The organism is Pseudomonas sp. Pc102 (assembly GCF_018408275.1).
Classification (GTDB): Bacteria; Pseudomonadota; Gammaproteobacteria; order Pseudomonadales; family Pseudomonadaceae; genus Metapseudomonas; species Metapseudomonas tohonis.
Window position 1 is genome coordinate 337,005 of the sequence record NZ_AP021905.1, and the last position, 22,346, is coordinate 359,350.

At 67.2% G+C, this 22,346-nt stretch carries 21 protein-coding genes; 11 read left to right on the plus strand and 10 right to left on the minus strand.

Annotated elements, in window-relative coordinates; all coding sequences use genetic code 11:
* Nucleotides 1-39 precede the first annotated feature (39 nt).
* The 4 genes from PHLH3_RS01645 (at nt 40) to PHLH3_RS01660 (ending at nt 3,671) form a co-directional block, all read left to right on the plus strand.
* Complete coding sequence (locus PHLH3_RS01645; protein WP_213627816.1) at nt 40-1,431, plus strand: FAD-binding oxidoreductase; 1,392 nt, start codon at nt 40-42, stop codon at nt 1,429-1,431.
* Between the two features lie 146 nt (nt 1,432-1,577).
* Entirely contained in the window at nt 1,578-2,243 is a 666-nt protein-coding gene (locus tag PHLH3_RS01650; protein ID WP_213627818.1) for a fumarylacetoacetate hydrolase family protein, read from the plus strand.
* 69 nt (nt 2,244-2,312) lie between these two features.
* Nucleotides 2,313-3,230, plus strand: a complete 918-nt coding sequence (locus PHLH3_RS01655) for an SdiA-regulated domain-containing protein (RefSeq protein WP_173175217.1) — start codon at nt 2,313-2,315, stop codon at nt 3,228-3,230.
* Nucleotides 3,231-3,323: 93 nt separating this feature from the next.
* Entirely contained in the window at nt 3,324-3,671 is a 348-nt protein-coding gene (locus PHLH3_RS01660) for a NirD/YgiW/YdeI family stress tolerance protein (RefSeq protein ID WP_213627820.1), read from the plus strand.
* Between the two features lie 178 nt (nt 3,672-3,849).
* On the opposite strand, the gene PHLH3_RS01665 is transcribed toward PHLH3_RS01660, so the two are convergent.
* The 7 genes from PHLH3_RS01665 to PHLH3_RS01695 form a co-directional block, all read right to left on the minus strand.
* Nucleotides 3,850-4,881, minus strand: coding sequence for a histone deacetylase family protein (locus tag PHLH3_RS01665; protein WP_213627822.1), 1,032 nt, complete (start codon nt 4,879-4,881; stop codon nt 3,850-3,852).
* A 38-nt stretch (nt 4,882-4,919) separates the two neighbouring features.
* A complete protein-coding gene (locus tag PHLH3_RS01670) occupies nt 4,920-6,278 on the minus strand; it encodes an APC family permease (protein ID WP_213627824.1) in 1,359 nt (452 codons plus the stop codon).
* A 273-nt stretch (nt 6,279-6,551) separates the two neighbouring features.
* Nucleotides 6,552-7,595: an extracellular solute-binding protein gene (locus PHLH3_RS01675; protein ID WP_213627826.1), complete on the minus strand. Its 1,044-nt coding sequence runs from the start codon at nt 7,593-7,595 to the stop codon at nt 6,552-6,554.
* Nucleotides 7,596-7,612: 17 nt separating this feature from the next.
* Nucleotides 7,613-8,401, minus strand: a complete 789-nt coding sequence (locus tag PHLH3_RS01680; RefSeq protein WP_213627828.1) for an ABC transporter permease — start codon at nt 8,399-8,401, stop codon at nt 7,613-7,615.
* On the minus strand, nt 8,398-9,312 hold the full coding sequence (locus tag PHLH3_RS01685; RefSeq protein ID WP_213627830.1) for an ABC transporter permease: 915 nt from the start codon (nt 9,310-9,312) through the stop codon (nt 8,398-8,400). The genes PHLH3_RS01680 and PHLH3_RS01685 overlap by 4 nt, the downstream gene beginning before the upstream one ends.
* Complete coding sequence (locus PHLH3_RS01690; protein ID WP_213627832.1) at nt 9,309-10,358, minus strand: ABC transporter ATP-binding protein; 1,050 nt, start codon at nt 10,356-10,358, stop codon at nt 9,309-9,311. The genes PHLH3_RS01685 and PHLH3_RS01690 overlap by 4 nt, the downstream gene beginning before the upstream one ends.
* 345 nt (nt 10,359-10,703) lie before the next feature.
* Entirely contained in the window at nt 10,704-11,684 is a 981-nt protein-coding gene (locus PHLH3_RS01695; protein ID WP_244862967.1) for an AraC family transcriptional regulator, read from the minus strand.
* 160 nt (nt 11,685-11,844) lie between these two features.
* Between PHLH3_RS01695 and PHLH3_RS01700 the strand changes: the two genes are divergently transcribed.
* Nucleotides 11,845-12,768: an SdiA-regulated domain-containing protein gene (locus PHLH3_RS01700; protein WP_213627836.1), complete on the plus strand. Its 924-nt coding sequence runs from the start codon at nt 11,845-11,847 to the stop codon at nt 12,766-12,768.
* A 52-nt stretch (nt 12,769-12,820) separates the two neighbouring features.
* Here PHLH3_RS01700 and PHLH3_RS01705 read toward each other — a convergent pair whose 3' ends face one another.
* Nucleotides 12,821-14,062, minus strand: a complete 1,242-nt coding sequence (locus tag PHLH3_RS01705) for a tetratricopeptide repeat protein (RefSeq protein WP_213627838.1) — start codon at nt 14,060-14,062, stop codon at nt 12,821-12,823.
* Between the two features lie 146 nt (nt 14,063-14,208).
* Nucleotides 14,209-14,880 (minus strand): ribose-5-phosphate isomerase RpiA, encoded by a 672-nt coding sequence (gene rpiA, locus PHLH3_RS01710; protein WP_213627840.1) that lies wholly within the window; start codon nt 14,878-14,880, stop codon nt 14,209-14,211.
* Nucleotides 14,881-14,955: 75 nt separating this feature from the next.
* Between rpiA and ilvA the strand changes: the two genes are divergently transcribed.
* The 4 genes from ilvA to PHLH3_RS01730 are packed head-to-tail and all read left to right on the plus strand — an operon-like array spanning nt 14,956 to nt 18,759.
* The gene (ilvA, locus tag PHLH3_RS01715) at nt 14,956-16,536 is read left to right on the plus strand and encodes a threonine ammonia-lyase, biosynthetic (RefSeq protein WP_213627842.1); all 1,581 of its coding nucleotides are present in this window, start codon (nt 14,956-14,958) and stop codon (nt 16,534-16,536) included.
* Between the two features lie 50 nt (nt 16,537-16,586).
* Nucleotides 16,587-17,030 (plus strand): DUF2269 family protein, encoded by a 444-nt coding sequence (locus tag PHLH3_RS01720; protein WP_213627844.1) that lies wholly within the window; start codon nt 16,587-16,589, stop codon nt 17,028-17,030.
* 2 nt (nt 17,031-17,032) lie between these two features.
* Nucleotides 17,033-18,289, plus strand: a complete 1,257-nt coding sequence (locus PHLH3_RS01725) for an SDR family oxidoreductase (protein WP_213627846.1) — start codon at nt 17,033-17,035, stop codon at nt 18,287-18,289.
* Nucleotides 18,286-18,759 (plus strand): DUF2269 domain-containing protein, encoded by a 474-nt coding sequence (locus PHLH3_RS01730; protein ID WP_213627848.1) that lies wholly within the window; start codon nt 18,286-18,288, stop codon nt 18,757-18,759. The genes PHLH3_RS01725 and PHLH3_RS01730 overlap by 4 nt, the downstream gene beginning before the upstream one ends.
* A 6-nt stretch (nt 18,760-18,765) precedes the next feature.
* Here PHLH3_RS01730 and PHLH3_RS01735 read toward each other — a convergent pair whose 3' ends face one another.
* Nucleotides 18,766-19,419, minus strand: a complete 654-nt coding sequence (locus PHLH3_RS01735) for an HAD family hydrolase (RefSeq protein WP_213627850.1) — start codon at nt 19,417-19,419, stop codon at nt 18,766-18,768.
* 144 nt (nt 19,420-19,563) lie between these two features.
* Between PHLH3_RS01735 and PHLH3_RS01740 the strand changes: the two genes are divergently transcribed.
* Together PHLH3_RS01740 and ptsP are read left to right on the plus strand one after the other, a co-directional pair.
* Entirely contained in the window at nt 19,564-20,043 is a 480-nt protein-coding gene (locus tag PHLH3_RS01740; RefSeq protein WP_111263513.1) for an RNA pyrophosphohydrolase, read from the plus strand.
* 22 nt (nt 20,044-20,065) lie between these two features.
* Nucleotides 20,066-22,345, plus strand: coding sequence for a phosphoenolpyruvate--protein phosphotransferase (ptsP, locus tag PHLH3_RS01745; RefSeq protein ID WP_111263487.1), 2,280 nt, complete (start codon nt 20,066-20,068; stop codon nt 22,343-22,345).
* Nucleotide 22,346: the final 1 nt, after the last annotated feature.

Here is a 22,346-nt window from a genome sequence, read left to right on the forward strand (position 1 = left end):
GTTCTCAGGGCGACCATGAATGATTCGAGAGTTCCCTTGATGACCAACGTTGCCCTGATCGAAGAGCTGAAGACCCTGGTTGAGCCTGGCAAGGTGCTGACCGACGCCGATTCCCTGAACACCTATGGCAAGGACTGGACCAAGCATTTCGCCCCGGCGCCCACCGCCATCGTCTTCCCCAAGACCATCGAGCAGGTGCAGGCCATCGTCCGCTGGGCCAACCAGCACAAGGTCGCCCTGGTGCCGTCGGGCGGCCGCACCGGCCTTTCCGCCGCCGCCGTCGCCGCCCATGGCGAGGTGGTCGTGGCGTTCGACTACATGAACCAGATCCTCGAATTCAACGAATTCGACCGCACCGCCGTGTGCCAGCCGGGTGTCGTCACCGAGCAGCTGCAGAACTTCGCCGAGGACAAGGGCCTGTACTACCCGGTGGACTTCGCGTCTGCCGGTTCCAGCCAGATTGGCGGCAACATCGGCACCAATGCCGGCGGGATCAAGGTCATTCGCTACGGCATGACCCGTAACTGGGTCGCCGGCCTCAAGGTCGTCACCGGCACCGGCGAGCTGCTGGAGCTGAACAAGGACCTGATCAAGAACGCCACCGGCTATGACTTGCGCCAGCTGTTCATCGGCGCCGAAGGCACCCTGGGCTTCGTGGTCGAGGCCACCATGCGCCTGGATCGTGCGCCGAAGAACCTCACCGCGATGGTCCTCGGTACTCCGGACTTCGACTCGATCATGCCGGTGCTGCACGCGTTCCAGAGCAAGCTCGACCTCACCGCCTTCGAATTCTTCTCCGACAAGGCCCTGGCCAAGATCATGGCCCGTGGCGACGTGCCGGCGGCCTTCGAGACCGAATGCCCCTTCTATGCGCTGCTGGAGTTCGAGGCCACCACCGAGGAGGTGGCCAACGACGCCCTGGCCACCTTCGAGCATTGCGTCGAGCAGGGCTGGGTGCTGGACGGCGTGATGAGCCAGAGCGAGCAACAGCTGCAGAACCTGTGGAAGCTGCGCGAGTACATCTCCGAGACCATCTCCCACTGGACGCCCTACAAGAACGACATCTCGGTGACCGTTTCCAAGGTGCCGGCCTTCCTCAAGGACATCGACACCATCGTCGAAGCCAACTACCCGGACTTCGAAGTGGTCTGGTTCGGCCATATCGGCGACGGCAACCTGCACCTGAACATCCTCAAGCCGGACGCCCTGTCCAAGGACGAGTTTTTCGCCAAGTGCGCGACCGTCAACAAGTGGGTGTTCGAGACCGTGCAGAAGTACAACGGCTCGATCTCCGCCGAACACGGCGTGGGCATGACCAAGCGTGACTACCTCACCTACAGCCGCTCGGAGCCCGAGATCGCCGTGATGAAGGCCATCAAGGCGGTGTTTGATCCCAACGGGATCATGAACCCCGGCAAAATCTTCAACTGAGAGCTACTGCGCTCGGCCATGCTGCGTTGAAAACAGGTTCGGACTGCTCATTTACGGCTCGTAAACTCCGCTTCCTCACCTGTTTTCGCCTTGCCTGACCTTCGCTCGTGACGCTCTCAAGCCCGAATTTTTCAAGGAGTCGGTAAATGAGCTATCAGCACCAGTACGTCGACGGCACCCGCATCCACTTCCCCCTCGGCAAGGTCGTGTGCATCGGCCGCAACTACGCCGAGCACGCCAGGGAACTGAACAACCCGGTGCCCACCGAGCCACTGCTGTTCATCAAGCCGGCGTCCAGTGTGGTGGCCATCGAGGGCGGTTTCTCCATTCCCGAGGACCGCGGCGTGGTGCACTACGAAGCGGAGATTGCCGTGCTGATCGGCAAGCCGCTGTCGCGCAACCCCAGCCTGGAAGAGGCCCGCGATGCCATTTCCGGTTTCGCCCCGGCCCTGGACCTGACCCTGCGCGACGTGCAGGCCAAGCTGAAAGAGAAGGGCTGGCCCTGGGAAGTCGCCAAGGCCTTCGACGGCGCCTGCGTGCTGGCGCCCTTCGTGCCGGGCGATGCCATCGAGGCGCTCGACGACATCGGCATCCGCCTGACCATCAACGGCGACGTGCGCCAGGACGGCAACAGCCGCGACATGCTCAACCCGGTGCTGCCGCTGCTCCAGGCCATCAGCCAGCACTTCAGCCTGCAGCCGGGCGACGTGGTGCTGACCGGCACCCCCGTCGGCGTCGGTCCGCTGAGCAAGGGCGACGCCCTGACCCTGGAACTGGTCGGCCACTCCTCGTTCGACAGCGGCGTCATCTGAGGGGCGCCAGGGAACTTCGGCGGTGGCAGGCGATCTGACTGCCACCAGCCGAAGCCGTAGCCAATGGCCATGTCCTTTCCCCGCCCCAATTTCCGCACCTGCACCCTTCTGGTGCTGTTCGCGGCCTGCGTCGCCTCCATCCGCTACCTGCACCTCGATGACCGCGCCTCCCTCTGGCTCAGCGAACGCAACCTGAGCAAGGGCGAGCGTGCCGCCAGTATCTGGCTGCCGGGCTACAAGGCGGTGCTGCAGGGCAAGCCCCTGGCGGGCCTCGAGAACGACGAGACCTCCGATCTCGCCTACAACCCGGTCACCGGCACCCTGTTCACCGTCACCGGCAAGGTGCCGCAACTGGTGGAGCTGACCCGCGACGGCGACGTGCTGCGACGCATTCCGCTCAAGGGCTTCTCCAACCCCGAGGGCGTGGCGGTGCTGGAAAACGGCAACGTCGCGGTCACCGACGAGCGCCGCCGCAGCCTGTCGATCTTCCGCCTCGACCCGCTGACCCGCGAGCTGGACGTGAGCCAGGGCGACGAGTTCGACCTGGGCTTCCCGGATTCCGGCAACAAGGGCTTCGAGGGCATCGCCTGGGACCCCGCCCAGGGCCGCCTGCTGCTGGGCAAGGAGCGCACGCCGGAGATGTTCAGCCTGGCCAGCGACGGCAGCCGCCACCTGGAAGGCGCCCTGCGCCCGCTGCCGGGCTACGGACTGGGCATGCGCAACCTGTCGGCCCTCAGCGTCGACCCGCGCACCGGCCACCTGCTGGTGCTCTCCGCGCAATCGAACCTGCTGCTGGAGCTGGACGAGACCGGCGAGCCGGTGAGCTTCATCAGCCTGCTGGGCGGGCTCAATGGCCTGGCCAAGCGCATCCCCCGTGCCGAAGGCGTGGCCATGGACGAGCGCGGCGACATCTACATGGTCAGCGAGCCCAACCTCTTCTATGTATTCCGCAAGTCCGACGACATCGATGGCCCCGAGCGTGGCTGACGCGATTCAGCTTCGCTTAAGGCGCTTTTAAGCCTCGCTTCAGCGCGCGGCCCTAGCCTGATCCCGTCAACCACATCGAACGGGATCAAGCCCATGAACACCAAGTACCTCGCCCTGCTCCTCGCCCCGCTGTTCTCCACCGCCGCCCTGGCCTCCAGCTACACCGGCCCCGGCTCCACGCCCCAGGTCACCACCGTGGCCGCCGCCATGGAGGCCGCCGACGACGCCGCCGTGGTGCTGCAGGGCCAGATCGTCAAGCGCATCAAGGGCGATATCTACGAATTCAAGGACGCCACCGGCACCATCAAGGTCGAGATCGACGACGAGGACTGGCCGCCCCACGCCATCGACGACAAGGCCCAGGTCAAGCTCACCGGTGAAGTGGACCGCGACCTGATGGGCCGCGAGATCGACGTCGAGTTCGTCGAGCGGGTCAACTGATCCAGCCCCTCTCCACAAACGGCCCCATTACGGGGCCGTTTTTAGTTGGGGGATTTGCTGTTCCGAAAGAGAGGATGGCGCATGCCGGGTACGACCCGACGTGCCCGTACATGATGGGTTTCGCTTCGCTCTACGCCATCCTACGAAACCCGCCATCCGGGCCGTAACCGCGGTGACCTCACGCCACGCTCTCGAACCCCTGCAGCACGTTGATCGCGTTGATGCCGATCTCCTCCACCGCGTAACCCCCCTCCATCACGAACAGGGTCTGCAGGCCGAGCTGGCCGATGATCTCGCCCATGCGCAGGTAGTCCGGGCTGTCGAGCTTGAACTGCGAGATGGGGTCCTCCTTGAAAGTGTCCACACCCAGCGAGACCACCAGCGCATCCGGCGCGAAGGCCGCTATCTGCCGGCAGGCGTCGGCCAGGGCCTGGCTCCACACCGACCAGTCGCTGCCCTCGGCCAGCGGGTAGTTGAAGTTGAAGCCGGCCCCTGCGCCCACGCCCTTCTCGTCGGCGAAACCGAGGAAATAGGGGTACTCGAAGCGCGGGTCACCGTGGATCGAGGTGAAGAGCACGTCGGCGCGGTCGTAGAAGATGTCCTGGGTGCCGTTGCCGTGGTGGTAGTCGACGTCGAGCACCGCGACGCGCCGGGCGCCCTTGTCCAGCAGCGCCTGCACGGCGATGGCGGCGTTGTTCAGGTAGCAGTAGCCGCCCATGTAGTCGGCGGCGGCGTGGTGGCCCGGGGGGCGGCACAGGGAGAACACCCCGCGCGCGCCCCTGGCCAGTTCGGCCTGGCCGCTGAGGGCGACGTTGGCCGAGCTGGTGATGGCCTGCCAGGTGCCGGCGGTGATGGGCGCGCCGGCATCGAAGGAGTAGTAGCCCAGGCGGCCGTCGATGTCGGTGGGTTCCACCTGGCGCAGGCGCCGGGTCGGCCAGGCGATGGGCAGCATGTCGTGGCTGCGGCCCTTGGCCTGCCAGTCGGCCCAGGCGTTCTGCAGAAAGCGCACGAAGCCTTCGCCGTGCACCCGCAGGATCGGCGCGAGGCCGAAGTCCTGTGGCGCCTGGATGGCGCCGAGCTGAACGGCCTTGGCGCGGTCCAGCACCATGTCGGCGCGGCTGGGCTTCTCGAAGCAGGGGGTGAACTGGCCGCCGATGAGTTCGTGCTTGCCGTGGTGCAGGTGGTGGTCGTCGCTGTAGATGGTCAGCATGTCCGGCTCCTTGCGGGCTGGGTGGAGGGTCGGTTCGATCAGTGTTCGGAGAACTGCACCTGGGGTGCCGGCCGCCTGAAGCCGCCGGTGTGCCAGGACAGGTAGAGCAAGCCCGTGGCGAACCACGCCAGGCCAATGCCCAGGGTCAGCGCCGAGAGGCTGGTCCACAGCCAGGCGATCAGGCCGAAGCCGATCAGTGGCAGCAGGCCGTAGCGCAGCGTGTCGCCGAGGCCGTGGGGCTGGCCGTCCAGCAGGTGGCTGCGGATCACCGCCAGGTTGACCACGGAGAAGGCCACCAGGGCGCCGAAGCTGATCATCGAGGCCAGGGTGGTGAGGTCGATGACGATGGCCAGCAGCGAGACCAGGGACACCAGCAGGATCGACAGGGTCGGCGTCCGGTAGCGCGGCGAGAGGCGGCCGAAGAGGCGGCGCGGGAGAATGCCGTCGCGGCCCATGCTGAACAGGATGCGCGACACCGAGGCCTGTGACGCCAGGGCGGACCCGGCGGCGCCGGCCACGTAGGCGGCGGTGAAGAAGGCCTCCAGCAGGCCGCCGCCGGCCTTGAGCATCACCTCGGTGGCCGCGGCGTCCGGGTCCCTGAAGGCGCTGCCGGGGAACACCAGTTGCGCCACCAGGGCCAGGAGGATGAACAGCAGGCCGGCGGTGACCGTGGTCATGACGATGGCGCGGGGGATGTCGCGGCGCGGGTCGCGGGCCTCCTCGGCCAGGGTGGACACCGCGTCGAAGCCGAGGAAGGACAGGCACAGCACCGCCGCGCCGGCCATCAGCGGCGCCAGGCCCGGCTGGGTGCCGTCGCCCAGCAGCGGGGCCAGGAGATCGACTTCGCCGCCGGCCAGGGTGCGCGCCGACATCGCCAGGAACACCACGACGAACACCAGCTGCGCGCCGACGATGGCGTTGCTCATGCCCGACACCGAGCCGATGCCGCGCAGGTTGAGCAGGGTGACCAGGGCCACCGCCGCCACCACGAAGGCCCAGGCGGGCACGGCGGGGAAGGCGATGTTGAGGAACAGGCCGATCACCAGGTAGTTGATCATCGGCAGGAACAGGTAATCGAGCAGCAGCGACCAGCCGGCGAGGAAGCCCACCGCCGGGCCGAAGCTCAGGCTGGCGTAGGAGTACGCGGACCCGGCCACCGGGTACTTGCGCACCATGAAGCTGTAGGAGAAGGCGGTGAAGAGCATCGCCGCCAGGGTGGCGACATAGGCCAGCGCGGTGCGCCCGCCGGTCATCTCGGTGACCACGCCGTAGGTGGTGAACACCGTCAGCGGCACCATGTACACCAGGCCGAAGAACACCAGCGCCGGCAGGCCGAGGATGCGTCGCAGGTGGGTGCCCTGGGCGCTGTGGGTGAAGTCGTCGAAGGCTTTGCTCATGGGAATACCTCGCTGGCACCTGCCGGGCAGGCGCTGGGGTGGATCGTCGGGCGCGTCGTGCGTCGATGGGCGGGCCGGGTGGCCCGGTATCAGCTGGCGGGTGGTCGGCCGCTGCGGGGGATGGCGCTGTGGCGGGTGATGCGGGGCATGGCGGTCACTCTCTTGTTCTTGTCGGTGGGCGCGGCAGGGCGCGGGTCGCCGGCGCATCGCTCCCATCGACGCGCCTGCTGGCTCGGGGTCGTCCGGCCCGCCGGGCGACGGGCCGGATGGTGGTCATTTCTTCAGCTTGGTCCATACCTTGCTGCGCAGGTTCAGGGCCTTGGGCGAGCAGAGCTTGAAGCTCTTCAGGCGGTCCAGCTTGTCCGGCGGGGTGTTGATCGCCGGGTCGTCGAACAGCTCTTTCTCCATGAACTTCTCGGAGCCTTCGATGGCGTTGTTGTACTTGGCGAAGTTGGAGGCGGCGGCGATGTTCTCCGGCGCCATCATCCAGTTGATGAAGGCGTGGGCCTCCGCGACGTTGGCCGCGTCCTTGGGGATCACGAAGTTGTCGATGAACAGGTGGATGCCTTCCTTCGGATAGACGTACACCAGGCTGTCGCGCTGGGCGTGGGCGCGGTGGTAGGCGCCGTTCCACTGCATGTGCATGGCCACTTCGCCCGCGGCCATGCGCTCGATGGTGCCGTCGCTGTTGTACATGGCCAGCAGGGGCTTCTGGCCCAGCAGCAGGTCCTGGATCTTCTTCGCGTCCTTCGGGTCCTCGGTGCACTGGTCGATGGACAGGTAGTGGGACGCGGCGATGTACAGGTCTTCGATGGAGTTGAGCGCCACCACCTTGCCCTTGAGTTCGGCCGGCGGCTCGAAGAAGGGTTTCCAGCTTTCTTCCAGGGCGCCGCCTGGCACCTGCTTGCTGTCGTAGCTGTAGCCGGTGGTGCCCCACAGGTAGGGCACGCTGTAGTCGTGGCCGGGGTCGAAGTCGAGGCTCTGGAAGTTGGCCTTGAGGTTCTTCAGGTTCGGCAGCTGGGCCTTGTCGAACTTCTGCAGCAGGCCGTCGGTGGCCATGATCTGGATGAAGCTGTCCGACGGCACCACCACGTCGTAGGCGCCGCCACCGGCCTTGAGCTTGGCCAGCAGCGTCTCGTTGCTGTCGTAGGCGTCGAGGGTGGCCTTGATGCCGGTGTCCTTCTCGAACTTCTTCAGCAGCTCCGGTGGGAAGTAGTCCGACCAGTTGGCCAGGTGCAGGGTGCCGGCCGCCTGGGCGGTGCCGGACAGGCCCAGGGCGAGCAGCAGGGAGAGCGCGAGCGGTGTGGTGCGGGTCATGACGGGCTCCTTTGGGCTCAGCGCTTGCGCTGGCCGATGTAGTAGGACAACGCAACGAACGCTATGGAAATCACCAGGATGATCGAGGAAATCGCGTTGATCTTCGGCGATATGCCCATCCTGATGGAGCTGAAGATGTACACCGGCAGGGTGGTCGCGCCGGCCCCGGCGACGAAGTAGGTGATGACGAAATCGTCCATGGAAATGATGAAGGCGAGCATCGCCCCCGAAAGGATGCCGGGCGTCAGCAGCGGGAAGGTGATCTTCCAGAAGGCCTTCCAGGGCGAGGCGTAGAGATCGGCGGCGGCCTCGGCCAGGCGCGGGTCCATGCCCTCCAGCCGTGCGCGGATCGGCAGGTAGGCGAAGGGGATGCAGAACACCACATGGGCGATGAGGATGGTGAACAGCGACAGCTTCAGGCCGACGAAGGCGAAGAACATCAGCGTCGCCACGGCGGTGACGATCTCCGGCACCAGCAGCGGCAGGCCGAGCACGCCGCTCATGGCGGTCTGCCCACGGAAGGCGCGGCCGCGCATGCCCAAGGCCGCGAGGGTGGCCAGGGCGGTGGCGATCAGGGTGGCGAAGGTGGCCACCAGCAGCGAGTTCTTCGCCGCGCGGACGATCTCCGGGTCGTTGGCGACCACCGCGTACCACTTGAGGCTGAAGCTCTCCCAGATGGTCGCCGACTGGCCGCCGTTGAAGCTCAGCGCCACCAGCACCAGGATCGGCACGTAGAGGAAGGCGAAGAACAGCCAGGCGGTGGGGCGCACGCCGGTGAAGCGCCAGAGCGGGCCTTGCAGGTTCATGGGTGGCCTCCGGCGGTGCCCGGCTTGAAGCGCAGGCTGTAGAGCAGCATCGCCAGCAGCACGAAGCCGAGCAGGGCGAAGGACAGCGCCGCGCCCAGCGGCCAGTTGTGCGAGGCGCCGAACTGCAGCTGGATGAGGTTGCCGATCATCAGCGACTTACCGCCCCCCAGCAGCTCGGGAATGATGTAGTTGCCGAGCGAGGGGATGAATACCAGGATCACCCCGGCCATCACGCCCGGCATCGCCAGCGGCAGGATGATCCGCTTCAGGGCCTGGAAGCGGTTGGCGCCCAGGTCGAAGGCCGCCTCCACCAGGCGCCAGTCGAGTTTCTCCAGGCTGGTGTAGATGGGCAGCACCATGAACGGCAGGAAGGTATAGAGCAGGCCGATGATCACCGCGCCGTCGGTATAGAGGATGCCCAGCGCCTTGTCGGTGAGCCCCAGCCCGTGCAGGCCGCTGTCCACCAGCCCGCCATTGCGCAGCAGCAGGATCCACGCGTAGACCCGCACCAGCAGGTTGGTCCAGAAGGGCACCGTGACCAGGAACAGCAGCAGGTTGCGCTTGCGCTCGCTCTGCAGCGCCAGGTAGAGCGCGGTGGGGAAGCCGATCAGCAGGCAGCCGGCGGTGGTCATCACCGACAGCCAGAACGAGCGCTGGAAGATCTGCAGGTAGTCGGTGTTGAACACCAGGCTGTCGTCCAGGTCCCGCTCGTAGAGGAAGTTGACGTAGGCCTCCAGCGAGTACTCGCCCCACTTCACGCCGCCGTAGTCGCCCGGTTGCAGCAAGGACACCAGCAGCATGATGCCCAGGGGCAGCAGCAGGAACAGGCCGAGAGTGAGCATGGCCGGCGCGGCCAGCAGCAGGCGCCGACGCAGCTGGCGGGCCTCGGCCTGGGCGCGCAGGCTGCTCATCGCGGCAGTACCCGTACCGCGCTGGCGGGCACCTGCAGGCGCACGCGGGTGCCGGCCTCCAGGCAGCCACCGGCGCCGTCGCGGTTCTGCCGGCGTACGCGGAAGCCGCTCTGCCCGGCCACGCGCAGCAGGTAGAGGGTGTCGGTGCCGACGTAGACCACCGTTTCCACTTCGCCTTCGAGATTGCCGTCCAGGTCGATGGCGATGCGCTCCGGGCGGATGGCCAGGGTCACCGGGCCACGGCGTTCGCCGGGGGCATCGAGCATCTGGCCATCGGCCAGGCGCACGCCGGCGTCCAGCGCCTCGGCATCGAGGAAGTTGGTCTCGCCGATGAAGTCGGCCACGGTGCGGTCCACCGGCGCTTCGTAGATCTCGGTCGGGCTGCCGACCTGGAGGATGCGCCCCTTGTGCATCACCGCGATGCGGTCGGACATGGTCAGGGCTTCTTCCTGGTCGTGGGTGACGAAGATGAAGGTGATGCCGGTCTCGTGCTGCAGGCGCTTGAGCTCGATCTGCATGTCCTTGCGCAGCTTCTGGTCCAGCGCCGAGAGGGATTCGTCCAGCAGCAGCACCTTGGGCCGGCTGGCCAGGGCACGGGCCAGGGCGATGCGCTGCTGCTGGCCGCCGGAGAGCTGGTCGGCGCGGCGCCGGCCGACGTCCGGCAGTTTCACCAGCTCCAGCATGCGCTGCACCGTGGCCTCGATCTCGGCCTTGGGGCGGCCCTGCATCTCGAGGCCGAAGCCGATGTTCTGCGCCACCGTCATGTGCGGGAACAGCGCGTAGCTCTGGAACACGGTGTTGACCGGTCGGCGGAAGGGCGGCAGGCCCTGCATCTCCTCGCCGTAGAGGCGGATGGCACCGGCGCTGGGCTGTTCGAACCCGGCGATCAGGCGCAGGAGGGTGGTCTTGCCGCAGCCGGAAGGGCCGAGGAGGGTGAAGAACTCGTTGGCGCGGATCTCCAGGGAAACCTCGTCCAGGGCGCGGACGCCCTGCCCCGGATCGCCGAACTCCATGCAGACACGGTCGATGCTGATCGCACTGGACATGCTTATCGCAAGCTCTAAGGGATTGTTCTTATTGGGCTTTTTCGTATGACGCAAAGGCCCCTGGCGCCTTTGATTCTGTCAGCGGCGTGCGGGGCGAAGAACGATAGAAACGGTCAAAAGGGGATAATTTCGGACAATTTGCTGGCAGGTGCCGGTGGGGAGGATGGAGGCCCGGGCTCTTTCAGTGGGGCCCCGCGTTCGCGGGGATGACGGCCGGCGAAGGCACCCCGCGACAGTCGTTTTCGCGAATGCGGAAATCCGCTGGATTGCGCCAATAGGAGGCGTAGCCCGGGCTGCAGCCCGGGAATGCCTGGAGTGGGTGGTGCCGGCGAATGTGGAGCCTGATTAGCGCCGGTACTGGCTCGGCGGCTGGCCGCTCCAGCGCTGGAAGGCGTGGCGGAAGCTGGCGGTCTCGGCGTAGCCGAGCTGTTCGGCGATCAGGTAGATCGGCAGGTCGGTCTGCAACAGCAGCTGGCGGGCCTTGTCGTAGCGCACTTCGTCCAGCAGGCGCTGGTAGCTGGTGTTGAGGCGCTGCAAGTGGCGGCGCAGGGTGCGTTCGGAGCGGTGCAGGCTGCGGGCGACGCGGTCCAGGTTGCTGGCTTCGCTGAGGTGGCCGGCCAGGTGCTCGCGGATCTGGTCGAGCACGTCGTGGCGGCTGGTGAGCTGGGCGTCGAGCTTCTGGCACTGCTGCAGGCCGTGGTGGCAGGTCACCGGGTCGGCCAGGGGCAGGGTACGGTCGAGCAGCGCGGCGTTGAAGCAGAGCGCTGTGCGCGAATCGCCGAAGTCCACCGGGCAGCCGAGCTTCTCCGTGTAGGCGGCCGCATGCAGCGGCGGGCGGTAGGGCAGGCGCACCCGCCGCGGGCGCACGGCCTCGCCGAGCAGGTCCTGGATCACCGTGAGCAGCGAGGTGAGGCACAGCTCGCTGTTGAACACCATCAGCTCCGGCGCATAGCGGTAGCCGGTGGCGACCAGCCGGGCCTCGGCGCCGTCCTCCTCCAGGGCCAGGGTGAAGTAGCTGCCCAGCAGCGAGGCGTTGGCCAGGGCGATGTTCAGCGCATCGCGCAGGGTGCGGCTGGCGAGCATGGTGTAGCCGAGGATGCCGTAGGCGGAGACGTGCATGCGCAGGCCCAGGGACAGCCCCAGCGCCGGGTTGCGCGTGCAGCTCAGGGCGTTGGCGAAGACGCGCAGTTCCTGGGCGTGGGTGATCAGCTTGTCGGGGGTGTCGAGGTCGCTGCAGGCGACGCCGCTGCCTTCGAGCAGGCGCGGGCGCGGCACCTCCTCGGCGAGGGTCTCCACCGCCAGGGCGATGGTGTGCAGGGTGGTCATGACCCGTTCGGGTAGCAATGGCGCCGCCATGTTTCGTCCCCTTTGGTAACGGTGGGGGGCCGGGAGGGTGCATGGGCCTGTGCATTAAGTTTCGGTTCAGGCATCACAATGGCGCACTCTTGTATCCTCGGCGCGCCCCTGAACCCTAGAGTTTGTCCCGATGCGATCCTTCCTGACTCCCCGTTGGCTGGTTTCCGGCCTGTTGTTCTGTGTGCTGCTGGTGCTCGGCATCGCCGCCCAGGAGTTTCGCCTGTTCGAGCGCGGCTGGTTCATCGTGCAAGAATGGCGCCACGCTTCGGAGTGGCGCGAGCGCTCGATCTGGCTGCCGGACTACCGGGTGACCGTCGAGGCCCGGCCCATCGAGGGGCTGGACGACGATGTCTCCGCGCTTACCTACGACCCGGACCGCCACAGCCTGCTGACGGTCACCAACCAGCGCCCGCAGATCATCGAGATGTCCCTGGATGGCCACATCATCCGGCGCATCGACCTGCAAGGCTTCGGCGATCCGGAGGCCATCGAGTACATCAGCAAGGGCGTCTACGTCATCACCGACGAGCGCCTGCAACGCCTGGTCAAGGTGCGCCTGGACGAGGACACCACCCGCCTGGACGCCAGCGAGTCGCAGCAGCTCTCCCTGGGCATCGGCCTCAACGGCAACAAGGGCTTCGAGGGCCTGGCTTACGACCCCGCCGGGCAGCGCCTGTTCGTGGCCAAGGAGCGCGACCCGGTGCGCATCTACGAGGTCCACGGCTTCCCCCACACCAACCCGGACAAACCCTTCGCGGTGCACGTGGTGGACGACCCCAAGCGCGACGCCGGGCTCTTCGTCCGCGACCTTTCCAGCCTGCAATACGACGACCGCAGCGGCCACCTGCTGGCGCTGTCCGACGAGTCGCGGCTGGTGCTGGAGATCAACGCCGACGGCAAGCCCATCAGCAGCCTGTCGCTGCTGCGCGGCATGCACGGCCTGACCCGCGGCGTGCCGCAGGCGGAGGGCGTGGCGATGGATAACGAAGGGAATCTGTACCTGGTCAGCGAGCCGAACCTGTTCTACAGGTTCAGCAAGCCGGCGGGGGAGTGACGCTCGATGTTCCACGGGGCGCTTCGCACGCGACGCGCCCCGTGGGCTGGGCTCAATACCAGGGACGCTCTACCTGGGGCAGGCTGAGGGTCTTGTCGCGGTAGTTGGCCTGGGCGGCCTTGATGTCGGTGCGCAGGGCTTTGGCTTCCCGCAGCAGGTCGTTCACCTCGGCTTCCGGGGGGTTGAAGCCGGCCCCTGCGAGCCGCGTGATTACCAAGGTGCCGTCACGGTTACCTTCCACCAGGGCGATGGTCGCCCAGATGAATGCCTGCTTGTACTCACCCTTGAGCAGGTTGAGGGCGGCGACAGTGCTCTGGCCGAACGGTTCGCCCTTCCGGGCCTCGGCGTCGCACCAGGCGAGCACTTGCTGGGCTTGGGCCGGATCGCCGGCGCCATTGGCGCGTATCAGGCCCGGTGCGAAGATGCGGCAACCCAGGCTCGATGCCAGGCGATCGCCCTTGGCGGACGCGTCAGCGAGCAGCTTGCGGTAGTCCGCCTCGCTGATGAGCGCCCCCTCACCCTCACCGAAGGCCCCGGCCAGATAAAGCATCTTCACCTGGGCATTGCTCGGGCCGTATTGCTCGTAGACCGCCTTGCGCCGGGCCGGGTCCTCCAGCGCGGGGATGTGGCCGTCGAACAGCCCCATCAGCACCGACGGGTAGCCGGAAGGGCCGTGCTGAGCCAGGTACTCGTAGGCCTTCACGACCTTTTCCTGGTCGAGCTTGCCCAGGGTGGCATCGCCATACAGGGTGGCCAGGCCCTGCTGGGCATGCAGGCGATGGCCTTCGACGGCGGCTTTCTCGGCGACTTCCTGCAGCAGGCTCTCCGCCTTGTCGAGGTCCTGCTGGAAGGGGGCGTTGCCGTTGAGCAGGGCCAGGCCCAGCAGCAGCTTGGCGGTGTAGGAGCCTTGGGCGGCACCTTTCTCCAGGAAGCCCTTCGACTGCTGCAGGTCGACCTTCTGGCCGAACTGCTCGTCTTCCAGGTACCGGCTCAGCATGTAGGAGGCATCACCGTTGCCGTTGAGGGACGACTGGGTGTAGAGCGCGAAGGCCTTGTTGAAATCCTGTGCGACGCCGTCGCCGCGTTCGTACATCTTGGCCAGCATGTACTGGGCGCGGGGTTCCTTTTCCTCGGCGGCGCTTTCCAGCAGCTCATGGGCTTCCTGCATCTGCTGCGGTGCGGTGGTATCGGGGCGGTACAGGCCGATGGCCTTGTCGGTCTTCTCGACGGGGGTTTCGAAGCAGCCACTGAGCAGCAGGCACAGCGACAGCGTGATGAAGGCTTCCTTCTTCATGGCATTCCTTGATGGGAGGGGAGTGTTTCGCGGGGGCAGAGCCTATCAGAGGTGGAGGCTTGATGGCATTTTGATGCTGAGGTGCCGGACAGTGGTCGGTTGTCGCATTACAGGAGCCCGGCACGTTGCATGCCGGGCTCGGATTCTTACGCCTTCAGCGTCTTCACGCCTTCGGCTGTGCCGAGCAGCAGCAGGTCGGCGGGGCGGGCGGCGAAGAGGCCGTTGGTGACCACGCCGACGATGGCGTTGATCTGCGCTTCCAGGGTCACCGGGTCGGTGATCGAGAGGTTGTGCACGTCGAGGATGATGTTGCCGTTGTCGGTGAGCACGCCTTCGCGGTAGACCGGGTCGCCGCCCAGTTTCACCAGCTGGCGCGCCACGTGGCTGCGGGCCATGGGGATGACTTCCACCGGCAGCGGGAAGGCGCCGAGCACCGGCACCAGCTTGCTGCCGTCGGCGATGCAGATGAAGGTGCGCGCCACGGCGGCGACGATCTTCTCGCGGGTCAGTGCGGCGCCGCCGCCCTTGATCAGGTTCAGGTGTGCGTCGCTCTCGTCGGCGCCGTCGACGTAGAACTCCAGGGCGTCCACCGCGTTCAGGTCGTAGACCGGGATGCCGTGGCCCTTCAGGCGCTGGGCGGTGGCTTCGGAGCTGGCGACCGCGCCGTCGAAGGCCATCTTGTGCTGAGCCAGGGCGTCGATGAAGAAGTTGGCGGTCGATCCGGTGCCGACGCCGACGACGCTCTTGCTGTCGAGCAGCGGGAGGATATGGTCGACTGCGGCCTGGGCGACTGCCTGCTTGAGCTGGTCCTGGGTCATGCTGGTGGTCCACGTATGAAAGGAAATGCGGGCGCGGATTATAGCCGGTCGGCGCGGCAAAACCCCGCATTCTCTGTGGTCGGGCGACGAAGCCCTGGGGTAGACTCGCCCATCCCCGCATGCCCCGCCAGTGAAGCCGTGATGCTCGAAGACTACGTGAAGAAGACCCTCACCTCGCGCGTTTATGACGTGGCGGTGGAAACCCCCCTGCAACCCGCGCTGCGCCTGTCCGAACGCCTCGGCAACCAGGTGCTGCTCAAGCGCGAGGACCTGCAGCCGGTGTTCTCCTTCAAGATTCGCGGCGCCTACAACAAGCTGGCGCAGCTCACTGCCGAGGAGCTGGCGCGTGGCGTGGTCACCGCCTCGGCCGGCAACCACGCCCAGGGCCTGGCCCTGGCGGCCCGCGAGCTGGGCATCAAGGCGACCATCGTGATGCCGCGCACCACACCCGAGCTCAAGGTCCAGGGCGTGCGCGCCCGGGGCGGCAAGGTGGTGCTGCACGGCGATGCCTTCCCCGAGGCGCTGGCCTATTCGCTGAAGCTGGTGGACGAGAAGGGCTACGTCTACATCCACCCCTACGACGACCCGCACGTGATCGCCGGGCAGGGCACGGTGGCGATGGAGATCCTCCGCCAGCACCCCGGGCGCCTGGACGCCATCTTCGTGCCGGTGGGCGGCGGCGGCCTGATCGCCGGCATCGCCGCCTACGTCAAGTACCTGCGCCCCGAGGTGAAGGTGATCGGCGTCGAGCCGGACGACTCCAACTGCCTGCAGGCCGCCATGGCCGCCGGCGAGCGCGTGGTGCTGGGCCAGGTCGGGCTGTTCGCCGATGGCGTGGCCGTGGCGCAGATCGGCCAGCACACCTTCGACATCTGCCGCGAGCACGTGGACGAGGTGATCACCGTCAGCACCGACGAGATCTGCGCGGCGATCAAGGACATCTACGACGACACCCGCTCCATCACCGAGCCGGCCGGCGCCCTGGCCGTGGCCGGGATCAAGAAGTACGTGGAGCGCGAAGGCGGCACGGGGCAGACCCTGGTGGCCATCGACTCGGGCGCCAACATCAACTTCGACCGCCTGCGCCACGTGGCCGAGCGCGCCGAACTGGGCGAGAAGCGCGAGGCGATCATCGCGGTGACCATCCCCGAGCGCCCGGGCAGCTTCAAGGCCTTCTGCGAGGCCATCGGCAAGCGCCAGATCACCGAATTCAACTACCGCTACAACACCGAGGCCGAGGCGCACATCTTCGTCGGCGTGCAGACCCACCCGGAGAACGACCCGCGCGAGGCTCTGGTGCAGAGCCTGCGCGATCAGGGCTTCCCGGTGCTGGACCTGACCGAAAACGAACTGGCCAAGCTGCACATCCGCCACATGGTCGGCGGGCATGCGGCGCGGGTGGAGGACGAGTCGATCTTCCGCTTCGAATTCCCCGAGCGCCCCGGCGCGCTGTTCAACTTCCTCAACAAGCTGGGCGGGCGCTGGAACATCACCCTGTTCCACTACCGCAACCACGGCGCCGCCGACGGCCGTGTGGTGGCCGGGCTGCAGGTGCCGGCGGACGAGCGCCACCTGATCCCCGCGGCGCTGGAAGAGATCGGCTACCCCTATTGGGACGAGAGCGACAACCCGGCCTACCGGCTGTTCCTCGGCTGACGGCGGCGGCCATCTACACTTTGCTCGTCGCCCGGATGGAGTGAATGACAATGGATGACTACCTGATGCTGCAGATACTGCACGGTTTGCTGACCTTCCTGCTGTTCGCCGTCGCCGGCGGCCTGCTGTGGGGCGTGCTGCGAGCCTGGCACGGCGGCCTGGGGGGCTGGGCGCCGAACCTGCGCCAATCCGTGCTGTTCGGCGTGCCGGCGTTGCTGGCCCTGGGCGTGGCCCTGCCGATCACCGGCTGGTGGCTGCTGGCCCTGGCGCAGATCCCCTTCGGCCTGACCTGGGTGCTGGGAAGCTCCATCCTCTATCTGCTGGCCGGCATCGCCTGGCTGGCCTTCACCCGGCGCCTGCTGGTGCTGCACGCCGGCGACGCGCCGAATGCCGCCCCGCGCAGCCGTTTCCTCGGCTTCAGCCTGGGTTATGGCGCGGTCGGCTTCCTGCTGCTGCTGGCCATCCTCGTACTGATCCTGGCCAAGCCGGCCTGAGCTTGACCAGGCGCATCCTGCTGGTCGGTGCCAGCGGCTTCATCGGCCGTCATCTGCTGCGTGCCCTGTCCGCCGGTGGCCACGAGGTCGTCGCCACCTCCCGCTCGGGGGCGGGTGACGACCTGCCGGGCGTGGCCTGGCAGCCGCTCGATCTGCAACGCCTGGCTGACGAACCCCTTCAATTTCCCTGGCCTGCCGGCATCGACCTGGTGATCAATGCCGCCGGTGCGCTGGACCCTGACCTGGCGCGCCAGGCCCGCCTGCAGACCGACGGCGCCTGTGCCCTGTTCGACCTCGCCGCCCGCCATGGCGCGGCGGTGCTGCAGGTTTCCGCCCTCGGTGCCGGGGACTGCGAGGTGCCTTTCCTCGCCAGCAAGGCGCGCGCGGATGCGCACCTGCTGGCCCTGGGCATTCCCGCCGTGGTGCTGCGCCCCTCCCTGGTGCTGGGCGAGGGCGGGGCCAGCAGCGCCTGGCTGGAGCGCCTCGCGCCCCTGCCGCTGGCGCCCCTGCTGGACACCCGCGCGCGAAGCATGCCGCTGCATGTGGATGACCTGGTCGGTGCGGTGCTGGCGTTGCTGCGGCGCTGGCCGGAACAACCGCAGGTGCTGGAGCTGGTCGGGCCCGAGGCGCTGACCCAGGGCGAGCTGCTCGACCGCCTGCGTGGGCGCCTGCTCTGGAGCCCGGCGCGCTATCTCCAGCTACCGGGAGCGCTGGCGGGCATCGCCGCTCGCCTGCACCTGCTCGATCCGCAACTGCTGGAGCTGGCACGGCGGGACAACCTGGGCGACGCCGCGCCGCTGGAGCGGCTCGGTGGCTATCGCCCGGCGCGGCTCGACCAGCGCCTGGATTCGGCCTGGCCGCAGAAGGCCCGTGCCGTGAACGGCTGTCTGCGCCCGGCGATGATCATCGTCCTGGCCTTGATCTGGCTGGGCACCGCGCTGGTCTGCCTCGGCCCGGGTTTCGACTGGGGGCTGAGGATCATGGCGGAGATGGGCGTCACCGGCCTGCTGGCCAAGCTGGCGGTGGTCGGGGGCGCGACGCTGGATGGGCTGCTGGGCATCGGCATGCTGCTGCGTCGCTGGCGCCGCCACGCGCTGCTCGCGCAGCTCGGCCTGATGCTGGCCTATACGGCGCTGATCAGCCTGCTGCTTCCGCACTACTGGGCCGACCCTTATGCTGCGGTCGGCAAGAACCTCGTGCTCATGGTCGCCACCCTTTGGGTGCTGTGGCTGGAGCCCTCGCAACGGAAAACCGGATGAGCCTGTACCTGCTGCTGAAGACCCTGCACATCATGTCCTCGACCCTGCTGTTCGGCACCGGCCTGGGCTCGGCCTACTACGCCCTGCGCGCCTGGCGCAGCCAGCGGGTGGAGGTGATCGCCGTGACCTTCCGCCACCTGGTAACCGCCGACTGGCTGTTCATCGCCACCACGGCGGTGTTCCAGCCGCTGAGCGGCCTGGCCCTGGCCAAGCTGGCGGGCTGGCCGCTGAACCAGGTCTGGCTGCTGTGGAGCGTGGGGCTCTATGTGTTCGCCGGGCTCTGCTGGCTGCCGGTGGTGTGGCTGCAGATCCGCGTGCGCGACATGGCGCGCGATGCGCTGGCCGGAGGCCAGGAACTGCCGGCAAGGGCCCACCTTTATATGAAGGTCTGGTTCACCCTGGGCTGGCCAGCCTTCATCGCCTTCGTCGGCATCTTCTTCCTGATGGTGATCAAGCCGCTCTCGCTCTGAGGCGGCTCAGCGCAGGGAGATCACCGGCCAGCCGCGCCGCTCGGCCTCGGCGCGCAGCTTGGGGTCGGGGTCGACCGCCACCGGGCGGGTCACCCGCTCCAGCAGCGGCAGGTCGTTCAGCGAGTCGCTGTAGAAGCTGGCGCCTTCCAGGCTCAGGCCGGTCTCGGCGAGCCAGCGCTCGAGGCGGGTCACCTTGCCTTCGCGGAAGCAGGGCACGTCGGTGGTGCGCCCGGTGTAGCGGCCGTCCGCCATCTCGCACTCGGTGGCCAGCAGGGTCTCGACCCCCAGGCGCGCGGCGATGGGGCCGGTGACGAAGCGGTTGGTGGCGGTGATGATCACCAGCTTGTCGCCTGCCGCGCGGTGCTCGGCCAGCAATGCCTCGCCCTTGGCCAGGATGATCGGCTCGACGCAGTCGCGCATGAACTCGCGGTGCCACTGGTCCAGCTGGGCCATCTCGGTGCGGCCGAGGATCTCCAGGCTGAAGTTCAGGTAGTCGGTGATGTTCAGGCGGCCGGCCAGGTAGTCCTGGTAGAACGCGTCGTTGCGGGACTTGTAGGCATCGCCGTCGAGGATGCCGCGTTCGCACAGGTAGTCGCCCCAGGCGTGGTCGCTGTCGCCGCCGAGGAGGGTGTTGTCGAGATCGAAAAGGGCCAGGCGCACGTCAATTACCTTGGATCGAAACTACGGAGGGCGGCCAGAATAACCACTTTTCCCCGGCCTGCCCATTGCGCGAAAAGCCCGCATTGCCGCGTTTACGGGCTTTGTGGAACAATGCCGGAACATGCGTATGCGAGGTTGTTCGTCGTGATCGATCCCGATGGTTTCCGCCCCAATGTCGGCATCATTCTCGCCAATGATGCCGGGCAGGTGCTTTGGGCGCGGCGTATCAACCAGGATGCCTGGCAGTTCCCCCAGGGAGGCATCAACCCCCGCGAGACGCCGGAAGAGGCGCTGTTCCGCGAGCTGAACGAGGAAGTCGGGCTCGAGGAGCGGGATGTGAAAATACTTGCATGCACCCGGGGCTGGTTGCGCTATCGTCTGCCGCAGCGTCTGGTGCGGACCCACAGCCAACCCCTGTGCATCGGGCAGAAACAGAAATGGTTCCTGCTGCGCCTGCAGTCGGATGAGAACCGGGTACGCATGGACCTGACCGGCAAGCCCGAGTTCGATGGCTGGCGTTGGGTCAGCTACTGGTATCCGCTGGGGCAGGTCGTGACCTTCAAGCGAGAAGTCTACCGCCGTGCCCTCAAGGAATTAGCCCCGCGCCTGCTGGCGCAAGACTGACCCGGAGAAAGGCTACAAGGCCATGCTCAATACGCTGCGCAAGATCGTCCAGGAAGTGAACGCCGCCAAGGATCTGAAGGCGGCGTTGGCGATCATCGTGCTGCGGGTCAAGGAGGCCATGGGTAGCCAGGTCTGTTCCGTCTATCTGCTGGACCCCGAATCCAACCGTTTCGTGCTGATGGCCACCGAGGGCCTGAACAAGCGCTCCATCGGCAAGGTCAGCATGGCCCCCAACGAGGGCCTGGTCGGCCTGGTCGGCACCCGCGAGGAGCCGCTCAACCTCGAGCACGCCGCCGACCACCCCCGCTACCGCTACTTCGCCGAGACCGGCGAGGAGCGCTACGCCTCCTTCCTCGGCGCGCCGATCATCCACCACCGCCGGGTGATGGGCGTACTGGTCGTGCAGCAGAAGGAGCGTCGCCAGTTCGACGAGGGCGAGGAAGCCTTCCTCGTCACCATGAGCGCCCAGCTCGCGGGCGTCATCGCCCATGCCGAGGCCACCGGCTCGATCCGTGGCCTGGGTCGCCAGGGCAAGGGCATCCAGGAAGCCAAGTTCGTCGGTGTGCCCGGTGCCCCGGGCGCTGCCGTGGGCACCGCCGTGGTGGTGCTGCCGCCGGCCGACCTGGAAGTGGTGCCCGACCGCGCCGTCGATGACATCGAGGCCGAGGTCGAGCGCTTCAAGCAGGCCCTGGAGTCGGTGCGCGAGGACATGCGTCGCCTGTCGAGCAAGCTGGCCACCCAGCTGCGCCCCGAGGAGCGCGCGCTGTTCGACGTCTACCTGATGATGCTCGACGACGCCTCCATCGGCCTGGAAGTCAAGAAGGTCATCCGCTCCGGCCAGTGGGCCCAGGGTGCCCTGCGCCAGGTGGTGATGGAGCACGTCAAGCGCTTCGAGCTGATGGACGATGCCTACCTGCGCGAGCGCGCCTCCGACGTCAAGGACCTCGGTCGCCGCCTGCTCGCCTACCTGCAGGAGGAGCGCAAGCAGAACCTGGTGTACCAGGACAACACCATCCTGGTCAGCGAGGAGCTGTCCCCGGCCATGCTGGGCGAAGTGCCCGAGGGCAAGCTGGTGGGCCTGATCTCCGTGCTCGGCTCCGGCAACTCCCACGTCGCCATCCTAGCCCGCGCCATGGGTATTCCCACGGTCATGGGCGTGGTCGACCTGCCGTACTCGAAGGTCGACGGCATCGAACTGATCGTCGACGGCTACCACGGCGAAGTCTTCACCAACCCCTCCGCCGAGCTGCGCAAGCAGTACAGCGAAGTGGTCGAGGAGGAGCGCCAGCTGGTCAAGGGCCTCGACGCCCTGCGCAGCCTGCCGTGCGAGACCCTCGACGGCCACCGCATGCCGCTGTGGGTGAACACCGGCCTGCTGGCCGACGTGACCCGTGCCCAGGAGCGCGGCGCCGAAGGCGTCGGCCTGTACCGCACCGAAGTGCCGTTCATGATCAACGAGCGCTTCCCCAGCGAGAAGGAGCAGCTCGCCATCTACCGCGAGCAGCTCGCCGCCTTCCATCCGCTGCCGGTGACCATGCGCACCCTGGACATCGGTGGCGACAAGGCGCTGTCCTACTTCCCGATCAAGGAAAGCAACCCCTTCCTCGGCTGGCGCGGCATCCGCGTGACCCTGGACCACCCGGAAATCTTCCTGGTGCAGGTGCGCGCCATGCTCAAGGCCAGCGAAGGCCTGAACAACCTGCGCATCCTCCTGCCGATGATCTCCGGCGTGCAGGAGCTGGAAGAGTCCCTGCACCTGATCCACCGCGCCTGGGGCGAGGTGCGCGATGAGGGCGTCGACATCCCCATGCCGCCGGTCGGCGTGATGATCGAGATCCCCGCCGCTGTGTACCAGACCCGCGAGCTGGCGCGCCAGGTCGACTTCCTCTCGGTCGGTTCCAACGACCTGACCCAGTACCTGCTGGCCGTTGACCGCAACAACCCACGCGTCGCCGATCTCTACGACTACCTGCACCCGGCGGTGCTGCAGGCGCTGGTCAAGGTGGTCAACGATGCCCACACCGAAGGCAAGCCGGTGAGCATCTGCGGCGAGATGGCCGGTGATCCCGCCGCCGCCGTCCTGCTGCTGGCCATGGGCTTCGACAGCCTGTCGATGAACGCCACCAACCTGCCCAAGGTGAAGTGGCTGCTGCGCCAGGTCAGCCTGAGCAAGGCGCGCGAGCTCCTCGATCAGCTGATGGGCATCGACAACCCGCAGGTCATCCACAGCTCCCTGCACCTGGCCCTGCGCAACCTGGGCCTGGGCCGCGTGATCAACCCGGCCGCGACCATCCAGGCCTGAG